Source organism: Pantoea eucrina (genome assembly GCF_002095385.1).
Taxonomy (GTDB): Bacteria; Pseudomonadota; Gammaproteobacteria; order Enterobacterales; family Enterobacteriaceae; genus Pantoea; species Pantoea eucrina.
On record NZ_MIPP01000009.1, the window covers coordinates 1 to 15,702 of the forward strand.

Genomic DNA, 15,702 nt, shown 5'->3' on the forward strand with positions numbered 1-15,702 from the left:
TCAAAATCACCATCATACACTAAATCAGTAAGTTGGGAGCATTACCCGTTTCCGCATGCAAAAAAGAGAAATCTGTTACACACTCATAACGCCCTTAGCTATTCTTGTCATACAGACATTACTTAGGGAGAGAGTTATGCGATGTCCAGGCTGTCAGAAAGAGTCGTTTTTATACGGTACACGTGATGTGTGCATGGATATAAACGATCCTGAAAAGGTGGTACCCGCCGTAAGAGGAAGTCACTGCCTGACATGCGGAAGGGTGATTATAGATGGCACGGAAAGTGGAATATTCGATGCCAGGCTACAGGCGCGAGAAGCGACTGATGCGTAATCGCGCGGGTTAGCAGGTTCTGAAACGTTATTCAGGTGTTTTCCTGTCAGCCAGGTTTGTTACAGCCACTTCCTGTTCAGTTATCCTTCATTCAGCCTGAAAACCCGCAAACGCGGGTTAACACAGGTTAAGCTGTTCGCTGCACCGTATAAGTTCTGTACGACAGGATGCCTGACTCCATCTTAAGATGTTCAGGTATAACACGGAGAAATCTGTTGGCTTGGCATGATTACCAGGTCAACGGACCCGATCTCAGTCATGCTCTGATCGATCGCTTCAGCGCATCAAAACTGTGATGACGGCAGAGGTCAGCTTTATCTGAAAGTATTGCGCACTCCGCCCGAGCGCTTTTATCAAGCTCATTAATCAGCACTCAATTTCAAGTGGCCCCCACTGGGCGGACATTGACGAGCGCTGTGCGTTTAACATAACGCCTCAGGGCATGATGTAAGATATGACAGGACGTGAAACAGTCGAGATCCCAACAAAAGAGCAGGCCACCCATTACCGAAGCGGCTGAATATTTTGCATTCAACATTTAAATAAATGCTGATTATTTATGCCATGAAAAATAAGCCCTTGGGCGAGTTTCCAGATAAGCGCTGATAATCAGGAATTTCCTTACTGTTATTTAAAAAGTGTCTGGATATGATTTCCGACGCTAAGCGGAACCATTTATCCCTGATGTTCATGCTTAAAGCATATCTTTAATTGTATATTTCTTTACGACTATTTCTCGTAAGCTTCGCCGGGGCGCGTGCGCACCTGTAGAGGTTTGTGAGCCTGAAATTCAGAACGGATTTTTAAAATGAAATACAGTACACAGCAAATTATTTTACACTGGCTTTCAGCCATTATTATAATCTGGGCAACCCTGAGCGGATTTTATGTGGCGTTTTGTCATCCCGATCAGCCTGTTAAAGAGTGGATAGGTTTTTTTAACGTTTCCCTGACAACCCTGTTTATCCCGTTTTTTATATTACGAGTGTGGTATCTCTTCAGACATGGCAGTCCGGCAGAAAGTCTGTTAACGCCGGGAGAACAGCGTATTGCGCATCTGGGGCATCTGGCTTTGTATGCAAATATTAGTGTAGTGCTGATAACGGGCGTGCTGATGATGAATCATGCTATCGATGTCTTCCATATGTTTCACGTGCCGCAACCCCTGCATAGCGTGAGTGCCATTACGTTTTTTAATCAAGTACACGTTCTCGCGTGCATGACGCTTGCACTGCTAATCGCCGGACATATTCTGGCTGTTTTAAAGCATCAACTTAACGGAAAACATATATTACGCAATATGTGCCCCTGAAGCAGAATGCCTTATTGTTTAGACCTTTTCGGTCAGGTGCAGGCAGTGGCAATGTTTAAGAAACTGTCAGGTCTGGCATGAGATTTAAACATTTACTCTCTGGCTGACCACTGCAGACGTTTTTCAGACATCCAGCCCGAGGGTGGCCGGGCTCGGTGTCTGTCATTAACGCCTGAAAGATTAATAAGAAGCAAAACGTGGTAATGCTCCCAACTTCAGTAAGTTGGGAGCATTACCTAATCACGCCATGACGCAGAAGATGGCCGCTGAGCTACTGGCACTGCGTCATGCCGCCTCAGAGCTGGTGGAGGTATCACGGGCAGGGCTGGAATATATCGACGCGATACCAGCGGATATAGCCAGCGCGTTTGATGCGATGCCGGGGTTTAGCCGGGACTGGGCCGAGGACACTATAAGTGAGGCCAGGCAATTACTACTGACCGGGCGGCTATAGGACTAAATTACAGGGACAAAAAACCCGCCTTAGCGGGTTTTGGAGGAGGCCAACGATTAACCAGCTTTTGCTTCGCGGTAACGTAAAGTGCCTGTGCGCTCTGCAAGGTCAAAAGACTCTTTAAGCTGACGCATGGCTTCCGCTTTACGCTCAGCGACGGTCATTTTCTTAATAGAAGTATCTTGTTTTGATTGCATAACCTTTTCTTCCTCATGTTATTTCTTTCCGATTATGAGGCGCTGCGACGACGTTCTATCAGCGCGACCGAGAGAGAAACGATATCCGCAAAGTCTTTCGAGGCGCTGGCTCTTAGCGCCAGATTCCATTTGCTGAGTATACGGGCATTAACAGCCAACTCACTTCCGGCCTTAATCCGTCCGTTATCCGCCAGCCATTCAGCCACATCAGCCCAGTCCCACAGCGGCAACTGATTTTTGATGCGCTGTACCGGAGAAGGAAAGCCGCCCTTACCACGCGCGCCGTCTTTAAAAAGGCTGATTGCCTGGCGGGACATTTCAGTACTGGCAGCTATGTCACTGAGTCCGACAAGAGCGGAATCAACAGAACTGACTATAGCGCCGATCCGGGCTGATTCAATGTGATCTACGGCAGACGCGATGGCGATGTCCAGTGATTCAGCCTCGCGGTCAAACTCCAGATAAACCGATTTGCCATAGGCACAGATAATCGCATCGCTGCAGCCGTTCGTAAAAAGCGCATCCTCAAGACTGACGTGGATGAGGAGATCTGGCCAGGACGCGGACCGGTGAGCCCCTGTTCAATCGGCCAGTTCCGCGACGGCGATTTTCGCCGTGAACATGCGCCGTTCCGCATTGATATTTCCAACGCCTCGCAGGTGGCTTCTGTCACCAAAGAAGTGCTGGCGGAAGGGTATTTCGGCAAAAAGCTGCAGGAGGAGATCCGCTTTCGTGCGGCACGCCGTCTCAGCATCAAAAATGCGCTGGAACAGCTGCCCGATCCCAACAACCGCGTCATGCTGAGCGCCAACAAAGATGCGCTTGGACTGCCTACACCTTCTCTCTACTGGGATGTCGACGACTACGTGATAAAAGGCACAGAGAAAACGCGTGAGTGCTATGACGCCATTGCGGCCCGTCTCGGCGCCACCCGTATAAAACACAGCAAAAGCGGCAAATTCTCCAATCGCCAGCACATTACCGGCACGCTCTCTATGGGACTCGATCCCGCGACCAGCGTGACCGATGCGTGGGGACGCGCCCATGATCATGAAAACCTGTTTATGGTCGGCACCGGCGTGATGCCAACGGTGGGAACCTGTAATGTTACGCTTACCGCGATGGCGCTGGCGCTGCGTACCGCGGATAAAATCCTGCAGGAGACGCAACATGGGTAAGTCCTGGAGAACGCGACTGGCGGCGGGTGTGCTGCTGGCAGTATGCACACAATTGTATGCGGCGGATGAGAGTACGTTAATCAAGCGTGGGGAATATCTGGCGATAGCAGGCGACTGCGGTGCCTGTCACACCGAAGAGGGTAAAGCGCCGTTCAGCGGTGGTCATGCCATTGCGAGTCCGCTTGGCATCATCTTCAGCACCAATATCACACCGTCTAAAACCGCCGGTATTGGCGATTACAGTGAAGCGCAGTTTGCGGCCGCGCTGCGTAAGGGCATCCGTGGAGATGGCAGCCAGCTTTATCCGGCGATGCCCTATACCGCTTATGCCCGTCTGACCGACGAAGATGTTGCAGCGCTGTATGCTTACTTCATGCATGGCGTACAGCCCGTCGATATCCGCCCGGAGGCTACCGCGCTGCCGTTTCCGTTTAACCTGCGCTTCAGCATGGCTGCCTGGAACTGGTTGTTTGCGGACAACATGGTCTACCAGCCCGATGCAACCCATTCGCAAGCGTGGAATCGTGGCGCTTACTTGGTGCAGGGGTTAACCCACTGCAGTACCTGCCATACGCCACGAAACTTTCTGATGGCGGAACAGCAGGACAAGAATCTGCAGGGTGCGTCACTTGGCACCTGGTACGCGCCGGATATTACCCCGGCAACACTGCAGGGCAAAGCCCACTGGACGCGTAAGATGCTGGCAGATTATCTGGCGACTGGTCATGCTGCGAACGGCGCCACGGCTGGCGGGCCAATGCTGGAAGCAATCGATAAGAGCTTTTCACGCATGACACCAGACGATCGTAACGCGATTGCAACCTATCTGCTTCCCGCCACCCAGGCAGTGAGCGAGCCGGCAACTGCAAAAACGCTGACACCGGTGCAGGGCGATGATATGCCGCAGTCTCTGGCAGGTCTCAGTGAGGGTGAGCAGGTTTATCGGGACAACTGTGCGTCATGCCATAACCTCTCAGGTCAGGGGTTAAATGGCCTGCCGGCGCTGCAGCACCATCCTGTTCTGGATAAGCCCACCGCTGATAACGTGGCAATGGCGGTATTGCAGGGCGTCTGGCCGGAAAACGGGCAGGGAATGATAGGGTTCGTCGATTCGTTAAGCGACGGGCAGGTGGCCGCGGTCACCAATTATGTGATGCAGGATATCGGGCACAGCCAGGTAACGATCAGCGCGGCGCGCGTTCAGGCGCTGCGCAAGGGCGGAGACACGTCGCCGCTGATGGTGATTGCCCGTGTCGGCATGGCGGCGGCAGGTGGGGTACTGATTCTGGGCCTGTTCTGGCTCAGAAAAAAGCGCGCCGCTAAACGCTAAATCCTGGGCCTCTGCTTCATCGCTGAAGCGGAGGTTTTTTATACATTTTCAGGTGGAAGCTTTCTGTACAGACCGAGACATGAAGGTGTAAATATGACATTGCAAGGTACAAATCTGCTTCAAGTATGCCTTACACTGTTGCGGAGTTACTGCTTTCACAATTACGCAACAGACTTTCGGACAGGCCGCAGCTGACGGTCACTACACTGAAAACCCGCTTTAACCACTGTAGGTGACAGGTAACCACTATGGAGGGAAGACCGCCGTTAGTAAGCCTTGTAGATCTTATGAGTACACTGATAAAAAATATATAAAACATTGTGTTAGTGAATAACAGCGCAGCAAAGGCTGTTTTCAGCTTATCGTTAAAACGGATTTTGCTGCCTATAGTGGATATCTGAGACACAGAAATGAAATACTCATACATAACGATGCAGCCCTGACTAGGCGCTTCAAAGCATTTTATTGGGTGCATACCTACACAGTGAAGTTATCAATGAGAGTGTGTAATGATTTTTACTGGCCAAAAGCAGCTAACCACAAGAAGCTATCGAAATTAACAAACAGGCATCAACGACAAGCAGGACAGTGAGCAACTGGCAGGTTGAGCCTGATGGGCCAGCAGTACGTTTGAAGACATTGCAACGTTAGGGATGAACCCCATAATTTAACATAAATAGCATTATACGAACTGGGTGGTGTTTTTTATATTAAATCACTTTGGCTAATTTTGACCATTTCCAGCTATTTAGTGACAAGACTGCTTCAGCTCTTCATCTCATCAGTCAGACCAGTTGCACTCATAACAGACTGAATATTCATACCATTCTTTAACAGATTGTGGGCGATCTCGAGGCTGTCTTCCTGCACGCCCTCCCGTAAACCTTCTTCTCGTTCCTCCAGACGACCTTCCTGACGGCCTCTCTGCTCAAGCTGCTGTGCAATCGTCATCAGTTCATCTGCATGTTGTGGTACCCGCTGCGCCAGTTAGCGGATAAAGCCGCCTGCATCGGGGGGGGGCACCCGCCTGGAGCATATATATTACCAGTGCGTGCATCACTGCCGGACTCCAGCCTGAGCGTCGAGGGGTCGTAAATCGCGAACAGCGCAGGCGGCAGATGTAGCTTCATAAAGTCCCGCGCAGTCTGCTGGTGAGAGAGAAATGTTTTGAAGACCGCATTATGCGGCGCAGGCGTGTTGTTGTTCTTCATTGCGTCACCTGAGCATTTTCCCTGAGCTTCTATGATATTAACGAGGCTTGAATCAAAGCAGACTTCCTGAAGCCTGATATATTTCTCAAATTGACGGCGCACTCTGTCAGACAAATATTTTTTAGCCATTCTTTAGTGACTGCCCCAACCAAATATAAAAGAGTATCAAAGCGTTATTTATAAATACTATCAATAATAACTACGCATCAATACCGGATTACTATCCGCCAGCGCAGTAAAGGGTAACTACAGGGAGATCACGCGTGAAAGATTTTAAAGGTAACAAACAGGCTCTGCCTGTGCGCTACTGTAAACAGTGTCACAAACCCATGACGTGGCGCAAAAAGTGGGAGAAAAACTGGGACGAGGTACAGTACTGCTCTGAACGCTGCCGCCGCGCCGCGAAAGCGGCACGGACAGCAGCAGAGTCATAAGGGGTTAGTTTGCAGGCGCCGTTTCTTGGCGCTTGTCACCAAACCGTTCCCGCATGTGCGCTTCAATCTGCTCCAGTGACTTGCCACGCGTTTCCGGCAGCACCAGCGCGACAAAAATCAGCGATCCGACATTGATAGCGGCAAAAATAAAGAAGGCGTTGTTACCCACTAGCGACAGCAGAGGCGGAAAGGCAAAGGCCACTGCCGCATTACAGATCCACTGAAAAGCCACCGCCGAGCCGGTCAGTACGCCGCGTACCTGCATTGGAAAGAGTTCTGACATCAGCAGCCAGTATACCGGTGAAATGCACATCTGCATAAAGAACAGAAATACCAGAATACAGGCGAGCGCCAGCAGGCTCTGCGTCATGCTGTTCGGCATAAATACCAGCACCGCGCCCAGCGCCAGCTGCATTGCAATCACAATACATAACCCGGTCATCAGCATTTTGCGTCGGCCAAAGTGACTGATTGCCTTGATACCGGCAAACGTTGCCAGTACGGAAACTACACCATTGCCGATGGTCGCAGCAATCGAGGCGCTGGTTCCCATGCCGGTACTCTTCAGGATAATCGGCGTGTAGTACATAAAGGCGTTGACGCCGGTAAACTGCAGCACAATGCCCATGCCGCAGCCCATCAGCAGCAGACGGACAATCCACTTCTCTTTCAGCAGTTCACGCGCCGCGGGCCCCTGTCGTGCCATACGGGCGTTTTCGCGCATCTCTTTCATTTCAGCTTTAATTTCGCGCGGGTTTTCGCGCAGCTTACGCATGATGCGCATCGCTTCACTGAGGCGGCCCTCCGCGACCATCCAGTGCGGCGACGCCGGGACAAAGAAAGTGCCGATAAACAGCAGTACGCCCGGTACCATTGCCAGCGCCAGCATATAGCGCCACATTTTCGGATCGTGCAGCAGCAGACTCATCGCCGCGCTGACGATATAAGCCAGCAGCTGGCCTGAAACAATCATCAGCTCATTGCGGCTTACCAGCGGCGCACGACGCTTGGGTCCTGCGATCTCAGCGATAAACACCGGCACAGTCGATGAACCGCCGCCCACGGCAATGCCGAGTATAAACCGCATTACCACCATGATTTCAATATCGGGGGCTACCGTGGTACCAAAGGCGCCGGCGACAAACAGCAGCGCCAGACTGCGCAGCGTAATACGGCGGCCAAAGCGATCGGAAACGTAACCGCTGAGAAACGCACCTACCGCGGAGCCAAACGTCAGGGAGGATGTCACCAGCCCTTCGGTAAAAGGCGTAAGGTTAAGCCCGCCCTGTGCGGCAGGTAGTGTCATATAGGGCAGTGCGCCGGAAATAATTCCGGTGTCATAGCCGTATGCGAGGGCTCCCATTGTGGCCACCAGCACCACAAAAAACAGTCGTTGCTGAACGGTGAAATTAAGCGCGCCGCCGTCGTCCGGCGAGTCTTGAGAAGAGTTTTGCATAGCTGCATCCCTGTTTAAATGGCACACACAGCACGTTGCTGTGTAAAGAAAGGTATGAGTATAGGAGCGATTTTCGGAATGGGATCTGAATCACATAATTCGTTAAAAGCAGCGGGTCCCCGGTACTAAACCAGTAAGGTATGCCGTCTGCCTCTGTAAGCCGGGCGCAATCATATTGCTGTATCCGTTTCCGGTACGCCCGTGCCGGCCGATACCTTACCCTGCACTGCCTGAAAGGATGCTGCCTGATGCCCGTGAATTTTGATCTTAATGACCTCTATGCGTTCCGCGCGCTGGTGGAATATGGCAACTTTCGCCTGGCAGCAGAGTCGATCTGCCTGTCGCAATCTGCGCTGAGCCGCCGGATTGAAAAACTGGAAGCGGCGCTCGGCACGCGGCTTTTTGACCGCACAACGCGTCGCGTTATGCTGACGCTCTATGGCCAGAGCTTTGCTGAGCGATCTGAACAGCTGCTGGCAAACGTGGAAGCGGTACTGGCTGACATCAATCAGGTAAGCCAGGAGCGCACCGGTCTGGTGACGGTCGCGACAGTGCCTTCGGCTGCGTACTACTTTATGCCTGAAGTGATCCGGCGCTTTCGCGCACGCTATCCGCGGGTGCGGGTCAAAATTATCGACAGTAGCGTGGGCAATGTTATTGAGGCGGTCAGCAGCGGCCAGGCGGATTTCGGGATTTGCTTTGCGAAAAGCCTGCCGCCAGCCATTGAATTTTTACCGCTGGAAGAGGATGTGTATGTTGCGGCCTGCCGGCACGAACACCCGCTGACGCGCCGATCATCACTGAGCTGGGAGGAGTATTTTCAGCAGGAGTATATCGGGCTGGATAAGGTATCAGGTAACCGCTCCCTGCTCGACCAAGCGCTGGCGCATATCATTCCGGCCCGGCCCAGCATCTGTGAAACGCGCCACGTCACTACCCTGTTAGGCATGGTCGAGGCGGGCATTGGTATTGCGGCAGTGCCGGCGATGTCGATGCCCTCCTCAGGACACTCCTTACTGGCGCAGATACCGCTGACGCATCCGGTGGTGACCCGATCCGTGGGTCTGATTCGCCGTCGTGGCCGTATTCAGTCATACGTTGCCGCCGAGCTGGAGAAGCTCATTACTGAACAGTATCACCCTGCTTAGCGGTCGCGGTTACGCTGTGCATACCGGTTGCGGTCACAATTTTCTGCGCCTGCGGAGAGGCCAGGAAACTCAGAAGCGCTTTACCTTCATCGGGATGCTGCGCGTTTACCGTTACCGCGCCGGCGAAGCGGGTAATGTACTGCACATTTGCCGGCAGCTCACCGGCAAAACTGACACCCGGCACCGGCAGCAGCTCGCTGACCTGCTGGAAGCCAATGGCGTAACGTCCCTGCGCCACCTGCGAGGCGACCGGAATGCGCTCCACCATCTGCGCTTTTGTCTGCATCTCCCGATCGATCCCCAGCTTTTTAAACAGCTCATTACTGACATAGCGGCCGCTGGCGCTGTCTGAATAGGCGACAGACTTTGCGCTAAGCAGTGTCGTACGCAGCTCAGCATCGGTTTTAATCGCCGGCAGCGGATCGCCCTGCTTTACCACGATACCAATCGGCGAGTCTGCCAGCTCCTGGCGGGTGCCGGCGGCAATGCGCTTATCCTGCTGCAGATGCGTCAGCGCATCACCGACCATAATTACTACATCAGCCTGTTCACCGCGTGCCAGGCGGTTAGGGATAGCCTGCGGCGTCTTCCCCATAGAGGGGCCGGGGATAACTACCAGATGGTTACCGCTCTGTTTTTCATAGACGGGTGCCAGTTTTTCCAGTGCAGCTTTAAAGCCGCCGGAGATCATCACGCTGACATCCTGCGCCAGCACGTTGGTGCTGAACGAAGCGAGCATGATTGCAGTAAGGCTCAGAATCGGTTTATACATTATTTCATTCCCTGTTAGCGTGCGGTTTGCAGCGTCAGTGCGCGACGACGATAGAGATAGAGCGTGGCGAGCAGCGCGCAAATTGCGGCAAAGCTCATCCAGTAGCCTGGCGACGCTTTATCACCGGTATACTCAATCAGCGCAGTGGAGATAACCGGCGTAAAGCCGCCAAAGACCGCGGTCGCCAGGCTATAAGCCAGTGAAAAGCCCGCCACGCGCACTTCAGCTGGCATGATCTCGGTCAGAGCAGGGATCATAGCGCCGTTATAGAGGCCGTAAATGAAGGAAAGCCACAGCAGTACCGTCAGCATCATAGAGAAGCTTGGTACCGCCGCCAGCATGGTCAGCGCCGGGTAAGCGGTTGCCAGCGCCAGCAGCGTCATCGCGACCAGCACTGGCTTACGGCCAAAGCGGTCAGACAGGGCACCGCCCACCGGCAGCCAGAGAAAGTTAGAAATGGCCACCAGCAGCGTGACCAGCAGACTATCTGATGCGCTGAGCATCAATACTTTTTTGCCGAAGGTGGGCGCGTAAACCGTGATCAGATAGAACGCGGTAGTGGTCATCGCCACCATCAGCATGCCCGCAATCACAACCGGCCAGTTGCTCAGCAGCGTTTTAAATACCTCACCCATCGCCAGATGTTTACGGCGCGCGGTAAACTCCTGCGTCTCTTCCAGCTTGCGACGCAGAATAAAGATAAACGGCACGATCAGGCAGCCAAACAGGAACGGGATACGCCAGCCCCAGCTGCTGATTTCACCCGGCTCCAGCGCAGCGTTCAGGGCAAAGCCCATTGCGGCTGCAACCATAATGGCAACCTGCTGACTGCCAGACTGCCAGCTGGTGTAAAACCCTTTTCGTCCCGGCGTGGCAATTTCAGCAAGATAGACCGAAACACCGCCCAGCTCAGCGCCTGCTGAAAAACCCTGCAGCAGACGGCCGGTCAGCACCAGCAGGGGTGCCCAGAGGCCGATACTCTGATAAGAGGGGATCAGTACAATCAGGAATGTGCCCGCCGCCATGATAGAGAGCGTGACGATAAGCCCTTTACGACGGCCCACTTTGTCGATGTACGCGCCAAGTACAATGGCGCCGATAGGACGCATCAGAAAACCGGCGCCAAAGACGGCAAAGGTCATCATCAGTGAGGCAAACTCACTGCTGGCCGGAAAAAAGGTATGGGCGATATAGGTGGCGTAGAAGCCAAAGAGAAAAAAATCGAACTGCTCCAGAAAGTTACCGGATGTCACGCGCAGTATGGCACTGATACGCGAACGGGTGGTCATGGGTGAGGTAAAGGAATGCATCAGAATCTCCAATTGTCATGGGCGCTTTATCGTTGCGCCTGTCACGAAAGACTGGATCAGAAAAATAGAGTTAATAAGCGCAATAAACTCATGCACTGATGCGTTACATGCATTAATACAGACCCGAAGCTGAAAATCATTTTATATATTAGGTTGTTAAATATTTGTAAGCATCATGTCAGGAATATTCAGGCTGAAAGGAGATACATCAGCTTTGTGACCAGCTTCAAGCCTAAAGTCCAAACTTTTACACTCAAAAGCTGGTAATGCTACCAACTTACTGATTTAGTGCACGATGGTGTTTTTTGAATTGCTCCAGTGGCTTCTCTTGCCATCAGTTGTCCCTCCCGTTCAGCTACTGAAGGTGTGGTGCGTAACGGTATAAGCACTGCCGGACATCAGCGCTATCTCTGCTCTCACTGCTGTAAAACATGGTAACTGCAGTTTAGTTACACCGCTTCTCAGCTCGGTACACACCAGAAGATTATTGATATGGTCATGAATGGCGTCGGATGCCGGCCCTCAGCGCATTATGGACGTGGGCCTCAACACCATTTTCCGCCATTTGAAAAACTCGGGCCACAGTCAGTAACCTCGGGTATACAACCGGGGGTGACGTCATTGTCTGCGCTGAAATGGATGAACAGTGGGGCTAGGTCAGTGCGAAATCACGCCAGCGCTGGCTGTTTTACACGTATGACAGTATACGCAGGACAGTTGTGGCCCGTGTATTCGGAGAACGCACTATGGCCATGCTGGAACGTCTTATGAACCTACCGTCGGCCTTTGACGTGGTGATATGGATGACGGACGGCTAGCCGCTGTATGAATCACGCCTTAAGGGAAAGCTGCACGTTATAAGCAAGCAATATACGCAGCGAATTGAGCAGCATAACCTGAATCTGAGGCAGCATCTGGCAAGGCTGAGCAGGAAGTCACTGTCATTCTCAAAATCGGAGGAGTTGCATGACAAAGTTATCGGGCATTATCTGAACATAAAACATTATCAGTAAGTTGGAGTCATTACCCGTAAGTTATGGCATTGATAACTGTATACTGAAGTGGTCAACTAAAACTGGCCACCGCGTTAGAGTTTTTCCAGTATCGGTTTTCCGATTCGTTTGGTGGTAACCCACAGTTATATTCATGCGGCCTGAGCGCGCTGTAATACCCAACGATATAGTCCGTTATAGCGTGAGCTGCTTCGCTGAAGCTTACGTAGCCCGTCATCGGCACCCATTCGTTCTTCAGGCTCCTGAAGAAGCGCTCCATTGGGCTATTATCCCAGCAGTTTCCGCGCCGGCTCATACTCTGCTTGATTCGGTATCGCCACAGTAACTGCCGGAACTGCCTGCTCGTATAATGACTGCCCTGATCGCTGTGGAACATTAACCCCATGGGCTTACCGCGAGTTTCCCATGCCATTTCCAGCGCTTTCATGGTGAGCCTGCTGTCCGGCGAGAACGACATTGCCCAGCCCACTGGTTTTCTTGCGAATAGGTCGAGGACAACGGCGAGGTACGCCCAGCATTTACCTGTCCAGATATTGGTCACATCACCGCACCACACCTGGTTTGGCTCTGTTACGGCGAACTGTCGCTCAAGATGATTCGGGATAGCAACGTGCTCATGCCCCCCACGCTTATACCGGTGAGTCGGCTGCTGACAACTGACCAGCCCCAGCTCTTTCATGAGTCTGCCAGTGTCACGGGGCAGACGGAAAGCAAGATTGTTGCCTGTCTATAAATAAACTCTGTTCTCAACGAGACGCCTGCACTAAGGCCATGCCGGGCTGGCACGGACACGTGCGTATCCTGAAAGAGAAACCTGCCAGCACACTGATTTCCTCACGAGCTCAGTTTCTGCGATTTCCTGGCTTTGCAGATTCAAGGTAATTGTCTGCCATGACGTTCATCGCCTGTCATGAGTGGTTATATGTGAGAACTATCACTCCTTACAGCTTATATAAGCTATAAGGAGTGGATGTTATGGCTTGATCATAAGCTGTAGTGAGTAAACATAAGCTATAGGAAGTAATGTGAGTTCTGCTATTTTATAGCTGAGAAGCCGGAAATGCATATAAACCATTAAAAATCAGCAGGATAATCTCAAGTAAGAAAGACTCTGACTTGTTAATCATAAGCTGTAGTGAGTAATCAGCTACTCGCCATCACTGCATAAGCTATAGTGAGTGGAATAAGCGGCAATTTGCGTTCTTTATAAACTGTAGTGAGTAAGAGTCTTCAGGGGGAGAGGTTATATAAACTATAGTGAGTGACCTCGACTCCTCAGCACATAGATATAAGCTATAAGGAGTAAAACGCGCCCTTTGTACCACAGAGCTAAGCTGTAGTGAGTAGTTTTTCTAAAATTAATAAAATTCAGAGAGTTACTATAAGACTGTACTTACAGCCTCATTAATTCTTTGCTCTCCTGATAAGAGAACCACTCATCACAGCTTATCTGTTACTGAGACTTAAAAATCTTTTCCAGATCCTGAAGTGAAATACCGAGCTTATCCAGAAGTTCAATCTTTTCCTGCAGTTGCGGATCGAGTGGCTCTTTTGTTTTCGTTGTTGCCTTCGGTACTTCCAGCTGCTCCGTCTTGGGCGCTCTGAGCTTTGGATAGCGATTATGGACCTGGAAGTAGACGCTGCGTCCCTTCTGAACTTCGCTATAGTCCAGATAACCAATCTCTTTGAGCTGCTCCATCGCACGGCGCACTGTCTGGTTCTGCGAAAACACAGGAGAGCGCAGATTCAGCCTTTCGCGAAGGCGCGCCAGTGAGATAGGGGCCGGGTTCTTGGGAAGGCTTTCAATGTAGGTATAGAGCGCCTGAGCGGACTCACGGCGTTTAAGCGCGTTGATCGCCTTGAGCTGCAGTAACACCTTGTGATCAAACTCGTAGAGCTCGAAAAGCTTCGGGTCAGCCTGCAGGATAACAATGTCCTTTTTGGTATCGTAAAAAGCAGACTGGACCAGATGCGTGATGTATTCTTTTGCATCGTCGCCGCTTTTTGAAGAGAAAGAGATGGTAGTGCTGGCAATACGCTTCAAAGACGGGCTGATACGCTCTCTGAGCTGCTTTGAGGAGCGACTTGAGGGAATGCCGCAGAGCTTGGCAAACTCTACAAATGAGAGCTGTACCTTGTCGCCAATGACCTTGTCTTTGTGCTTTGCAAAGGAATGGATGATCCCGACCCAGGTCTTGAAATCGTTATCCATATCCAGGCGCGGGCCGACTATCTCAACCTTTTCATAACCTTCTGCTTTCGCAAGAGACAGGCGCGTCAACTCCTCGGTGGCATCGGTTGTTGAAGAGGTGTTTTTCTTGCTGTTTTTTAACGACTTAAGCGTAGGGACAAATACGCCCAGGCGCATCAGTGCCACCGGCTGCACGGTATTATTGGCATTCGGCGTCAGGGTTACGATTTCCCCGGATTTTGTGTCTTTTTCTTCAAAAATCTTTGTTAAGTCAAGATTGTCGCTGGCCACAAGCGTTCCTGCACACGTTTCAGAGGATCGTTGAGCATGATCAACCGATCCGGATTGTGAATTGTTAGATAACAACTCGCCAATGATCGAAGTAACCCTCTGACAAGCAATCAGATTAGTTATCCACAATCAAAACGGGAAATGAGCGATAAACTCACTATAGCTTATGTCTTTTCCTTATTACAGCTTATATTTTACTTTCTATAGCTTATTGTGATCTCTGCATAGCTATATTTTACTTGTTATAGCTTATGCGGACCCCTCTTCAGGCCAGAGCTGGTGCGGCCTGCGGCGATCGGGGATCTCTTTGGGATCTATAAAGGATCTCATTAGGATCAATTTATTGGGATCTATCGCGTGGATAAGTGGATAACTCTAAGGGCTTTCTGCTTAACAGGCATACTCGCGCCATCATCAACGGGTCATTTACAGCCGATCTCTGCTGCAGATAAACCGTCGCTGTAGCCACTCTTAGCCAGCCTGCATTTATGTGCTGGTGAAAGCCTTGAGGTGCTATGGGGTCTCACCCTCACTCTATGAAAGAAATGTGATGAGAGACCTCTCTTAAATTGTCTGAGGTGTTTTGTGCTCACTACCAGTTCGTCATACATTCCCTTTTAAGCGATTACTCAGCAATAATGTCACAGGATGAGGAGCCAACATTATGCTCGCATATAAAAACCCTGGTCGTATAGGACTGCTAAAAGGTATGCTAAAAATGCTCCCACTTATTTTTTAAGAAACTGTTATTAAATAATATTTTTATTTTATCAGGCTTGATTGTGTGTTTTTTGCACAGAACTATAAGATATTGAAAGCAACGTTATCAGCACAGCCACCACAACTATCGGACAAGTTCTTCGCATCAATTTGTACGTTGAGACGCTACAGATATACCTCCTCCTATGATTCAAGACGTGGGCAACGAACAGCGGTTCCAGTTAACAGACCATGTGGCGTCTTAAGTGGAAAGTAGTCATTATGAGTTTCCCTATCACTTCTGCATGTTTGATCGATAATTCTTATAAGCTGAACGTTAGGGATTCAGGGCCAGGCAGATTGGGCAGTTGA

11 protein-coding genes and 4 pseudogenes are annotated in these 15,702 nt (G+C 51.1%); 6 read left to right on the top strand and 9 right to left on the bottom strand.

Annotated elements, in window-relative coordinates; all coding sequences use genetic code 11:
- Window positions 1-1,142: 1,142 nt before the first annotated feature.
- On the top strand, window positions 1,143-1,646 hold the full coding sequence (locus tag HA43_RS06080; RefSeq protein ID WP_065647931.1) for a cytochrome b: 504 nt from the start codon (window positions 1,143-1,145) through the stop codon (window positions 1,644-1,646).
- 510 nt (window positions 1,647-2,156) lie between these two features.
- Here HA43_RS06080 and HA43_RS19005 read toward each other — a convergent pair.
- Together HA43_RS19005 and HA43_RS06090 are read right to left on the bottom strand one after the other, a co-directional pair.
- Window positions 2,157-2,297, bottom strand: coding sequence for a hypothetical protein (locus tag HA43_RS19005; protein WP_167350660.1), 141 nt, complete (start codon window positions 2,295-2,297; stop codon window positions 2,157-2,159).
- A 32-nt stretch (window positions 2,298-2,329) separates the two neighbouring features.
- Window positions 2,330-2,839, bottom strand: coding sequence for a DNA-binding protein (locus HA43_RS06090; RefSeq protein ID WP_065647933.1), 510 nt, complete (start codon window positions 2,837-2,839; stop codon window positions 2,330-2,332).
- Between HA43_RS06090 and HA43_RS06095 the strand changes: the two are divergent.
- Window positions 2,831-3,475, top strand: a pseudogene (locus tag HA43_RS06095) (GMC oxidoreductase); the annotation flags it as partial. The gene HA43_RS06090 and the pseudogene HA43_RS06095 sit on opposite strands and share 9 nt — an antisense overlap.
- Entirely contained in the window at window positions 3,468-4,805 is a 1,338-nt protein-coding gene (locus HA43_RS06100; protein WP_094111215.1) for a cytochrome c, read from the top strand. The pseudogene HA43_RS06095 and the gene HA43_RS06100, both read left to right, overlap by 8 nt.
- A 765-nt stretch (window positions 4,806-5,570) precedes the next feature.
- On the opposite strand, the gene HA43_RS19420 is transcribed toward HA43_RS06100, so the two are convergent.
- Complete coding sequence (locus HA43_RS19420) at window positions 5,571-5,756, bottom strand: hypothetical protein (RefSeq protein ID WP_065647935.1); 186 nt, start codon at window positions 5,754-5,756, stop codon at window positions 5,571-5,573.
- Window positions 5,757-5,863: 107 nt separating this feature from the next.
- Window positions 5,864-6,016 (bottom strand): annotated as a pseudogene (locus HA43_RS19425) (Rpn family recombination-promoting nuclease/putative transposase); the annotation flags it as partial.
- Window positions 6,017-6,279: 263 nt separating this feature from the next.
- Here HA43_RS19425 and HA43_RS19305 point away from each other — a divergent pair.
- On the top strand, window positions 6,280-6,450 hold the full coding sequence (locus HA43_RS19305; protein WP_071882943.1) for a DUF2256 domain-containing protein: 171 nt from the start codon (window positions 6,280-6,282) through the stop codon (window positions 6,448-6,450).
- A gap of 4 nt (window positions 6,451-6,454) precedes the next feature.
- Here HA43_RS19305 and HA43_RS06115 read toward each other — a convergent pair whose 3' ends face one another.
- Window positions 6,455-7,906 (bottom strand): sugar porter family MFS transporter, encoded by a 1,452-nt coding sequence (locus tag HA43_RS06115; protein WP_065647936.1) that lies wholly within the window; start codon window positions 7,904-7,906, stop codon window positions 6,455-6,457.
- 248 nt (window positions 7,907-8,154) lie between these two features.
- Between HA43_RS06115 and psrA the strand changes: the two genes are divergently transcribed.
- On the top strand, window positions 8,155-9,054 hold the full coding sequence (gene psrA, locus HA43_RS06120) for an L-proline-binding transcription factor PsrA (protein WP_094111216.1): 900 nt from the start codon (window positions 8,155-8,157) through the stop codon (window positions 9,052-9,054).
- Here psrA and HA43_RS06125 read toward each other — a convergent pair.
- Together HA43_RS06125 and tcuC are read right to left on the bottom strand one after the other, a co-directional pair.
- Window positions 9,029-9,793, bottom strand: coding sequence for a substrate-binding domain-containing protein (locus tag HA43_RS06125; RefSeq protein WP_370512315.1), 765 nt, complete (start codon window positions 9,791-9,793; stop codon window positions 9,029-9,031). The genes psrA and HA43_RS06125 overlap by 26 nt on opposite strands.
- A 47-nt stretch (window positions 9,794-9,840) precedes the next feature.
- Window positions 9,841-11,136: an MFS transporter gene (gene tcuC / locus HA43_RS06130; protein ID WP_065648041.1), complete on the bottom strand. Its 1,296-nt coding sequence runs from the start codon at window positions 11,134-11,136 to the stop codon at window positions 9,841-9,843.
- 318 nt (window positions 11,137-11,454) lie between these two features.
- On the opposite strand from tcuC, the pseudogene HA43_RS06135 reads away from it, so the two are divergent.
- Window positions 11,455-12,149, top strand: a pseudogene (locus tag HA43_RS06135) (IS1 family transposase).
- 52 nt (window positions 12,150-12,201) lie between these two features.
- On the opposite strand, the pseudogene HA43_RS06140 reads toward HA43_RS06135, so the two are convergent.
- Together HA43_RS06140 and HA43_RS06145 are read right to left on the bottom strand one after the other, a co-directional pair.
- Window positions 12,202-12,837 (bottom strand): annotated as a pseudogene (locus tag HA43_RS06140) (IS3 family transposase); the annotation flags it as partial.
- Window positions 12,838-13,602: 765 nt separating this feature from the next.
- Window positions 13,603-14,601, bottom strand: coding sequence for a RepB family plasmid replication initiator protein (locus HA43_RS06145; RefSeq protein WP_094111253.1), 999 nt, complete (start codon window positions 14,599-14,601; stop codon window positions 13,603-13,605).
- Between the last annotated feature and the right edge of the window lie 1,101 nt (window positions 14,602-15,702).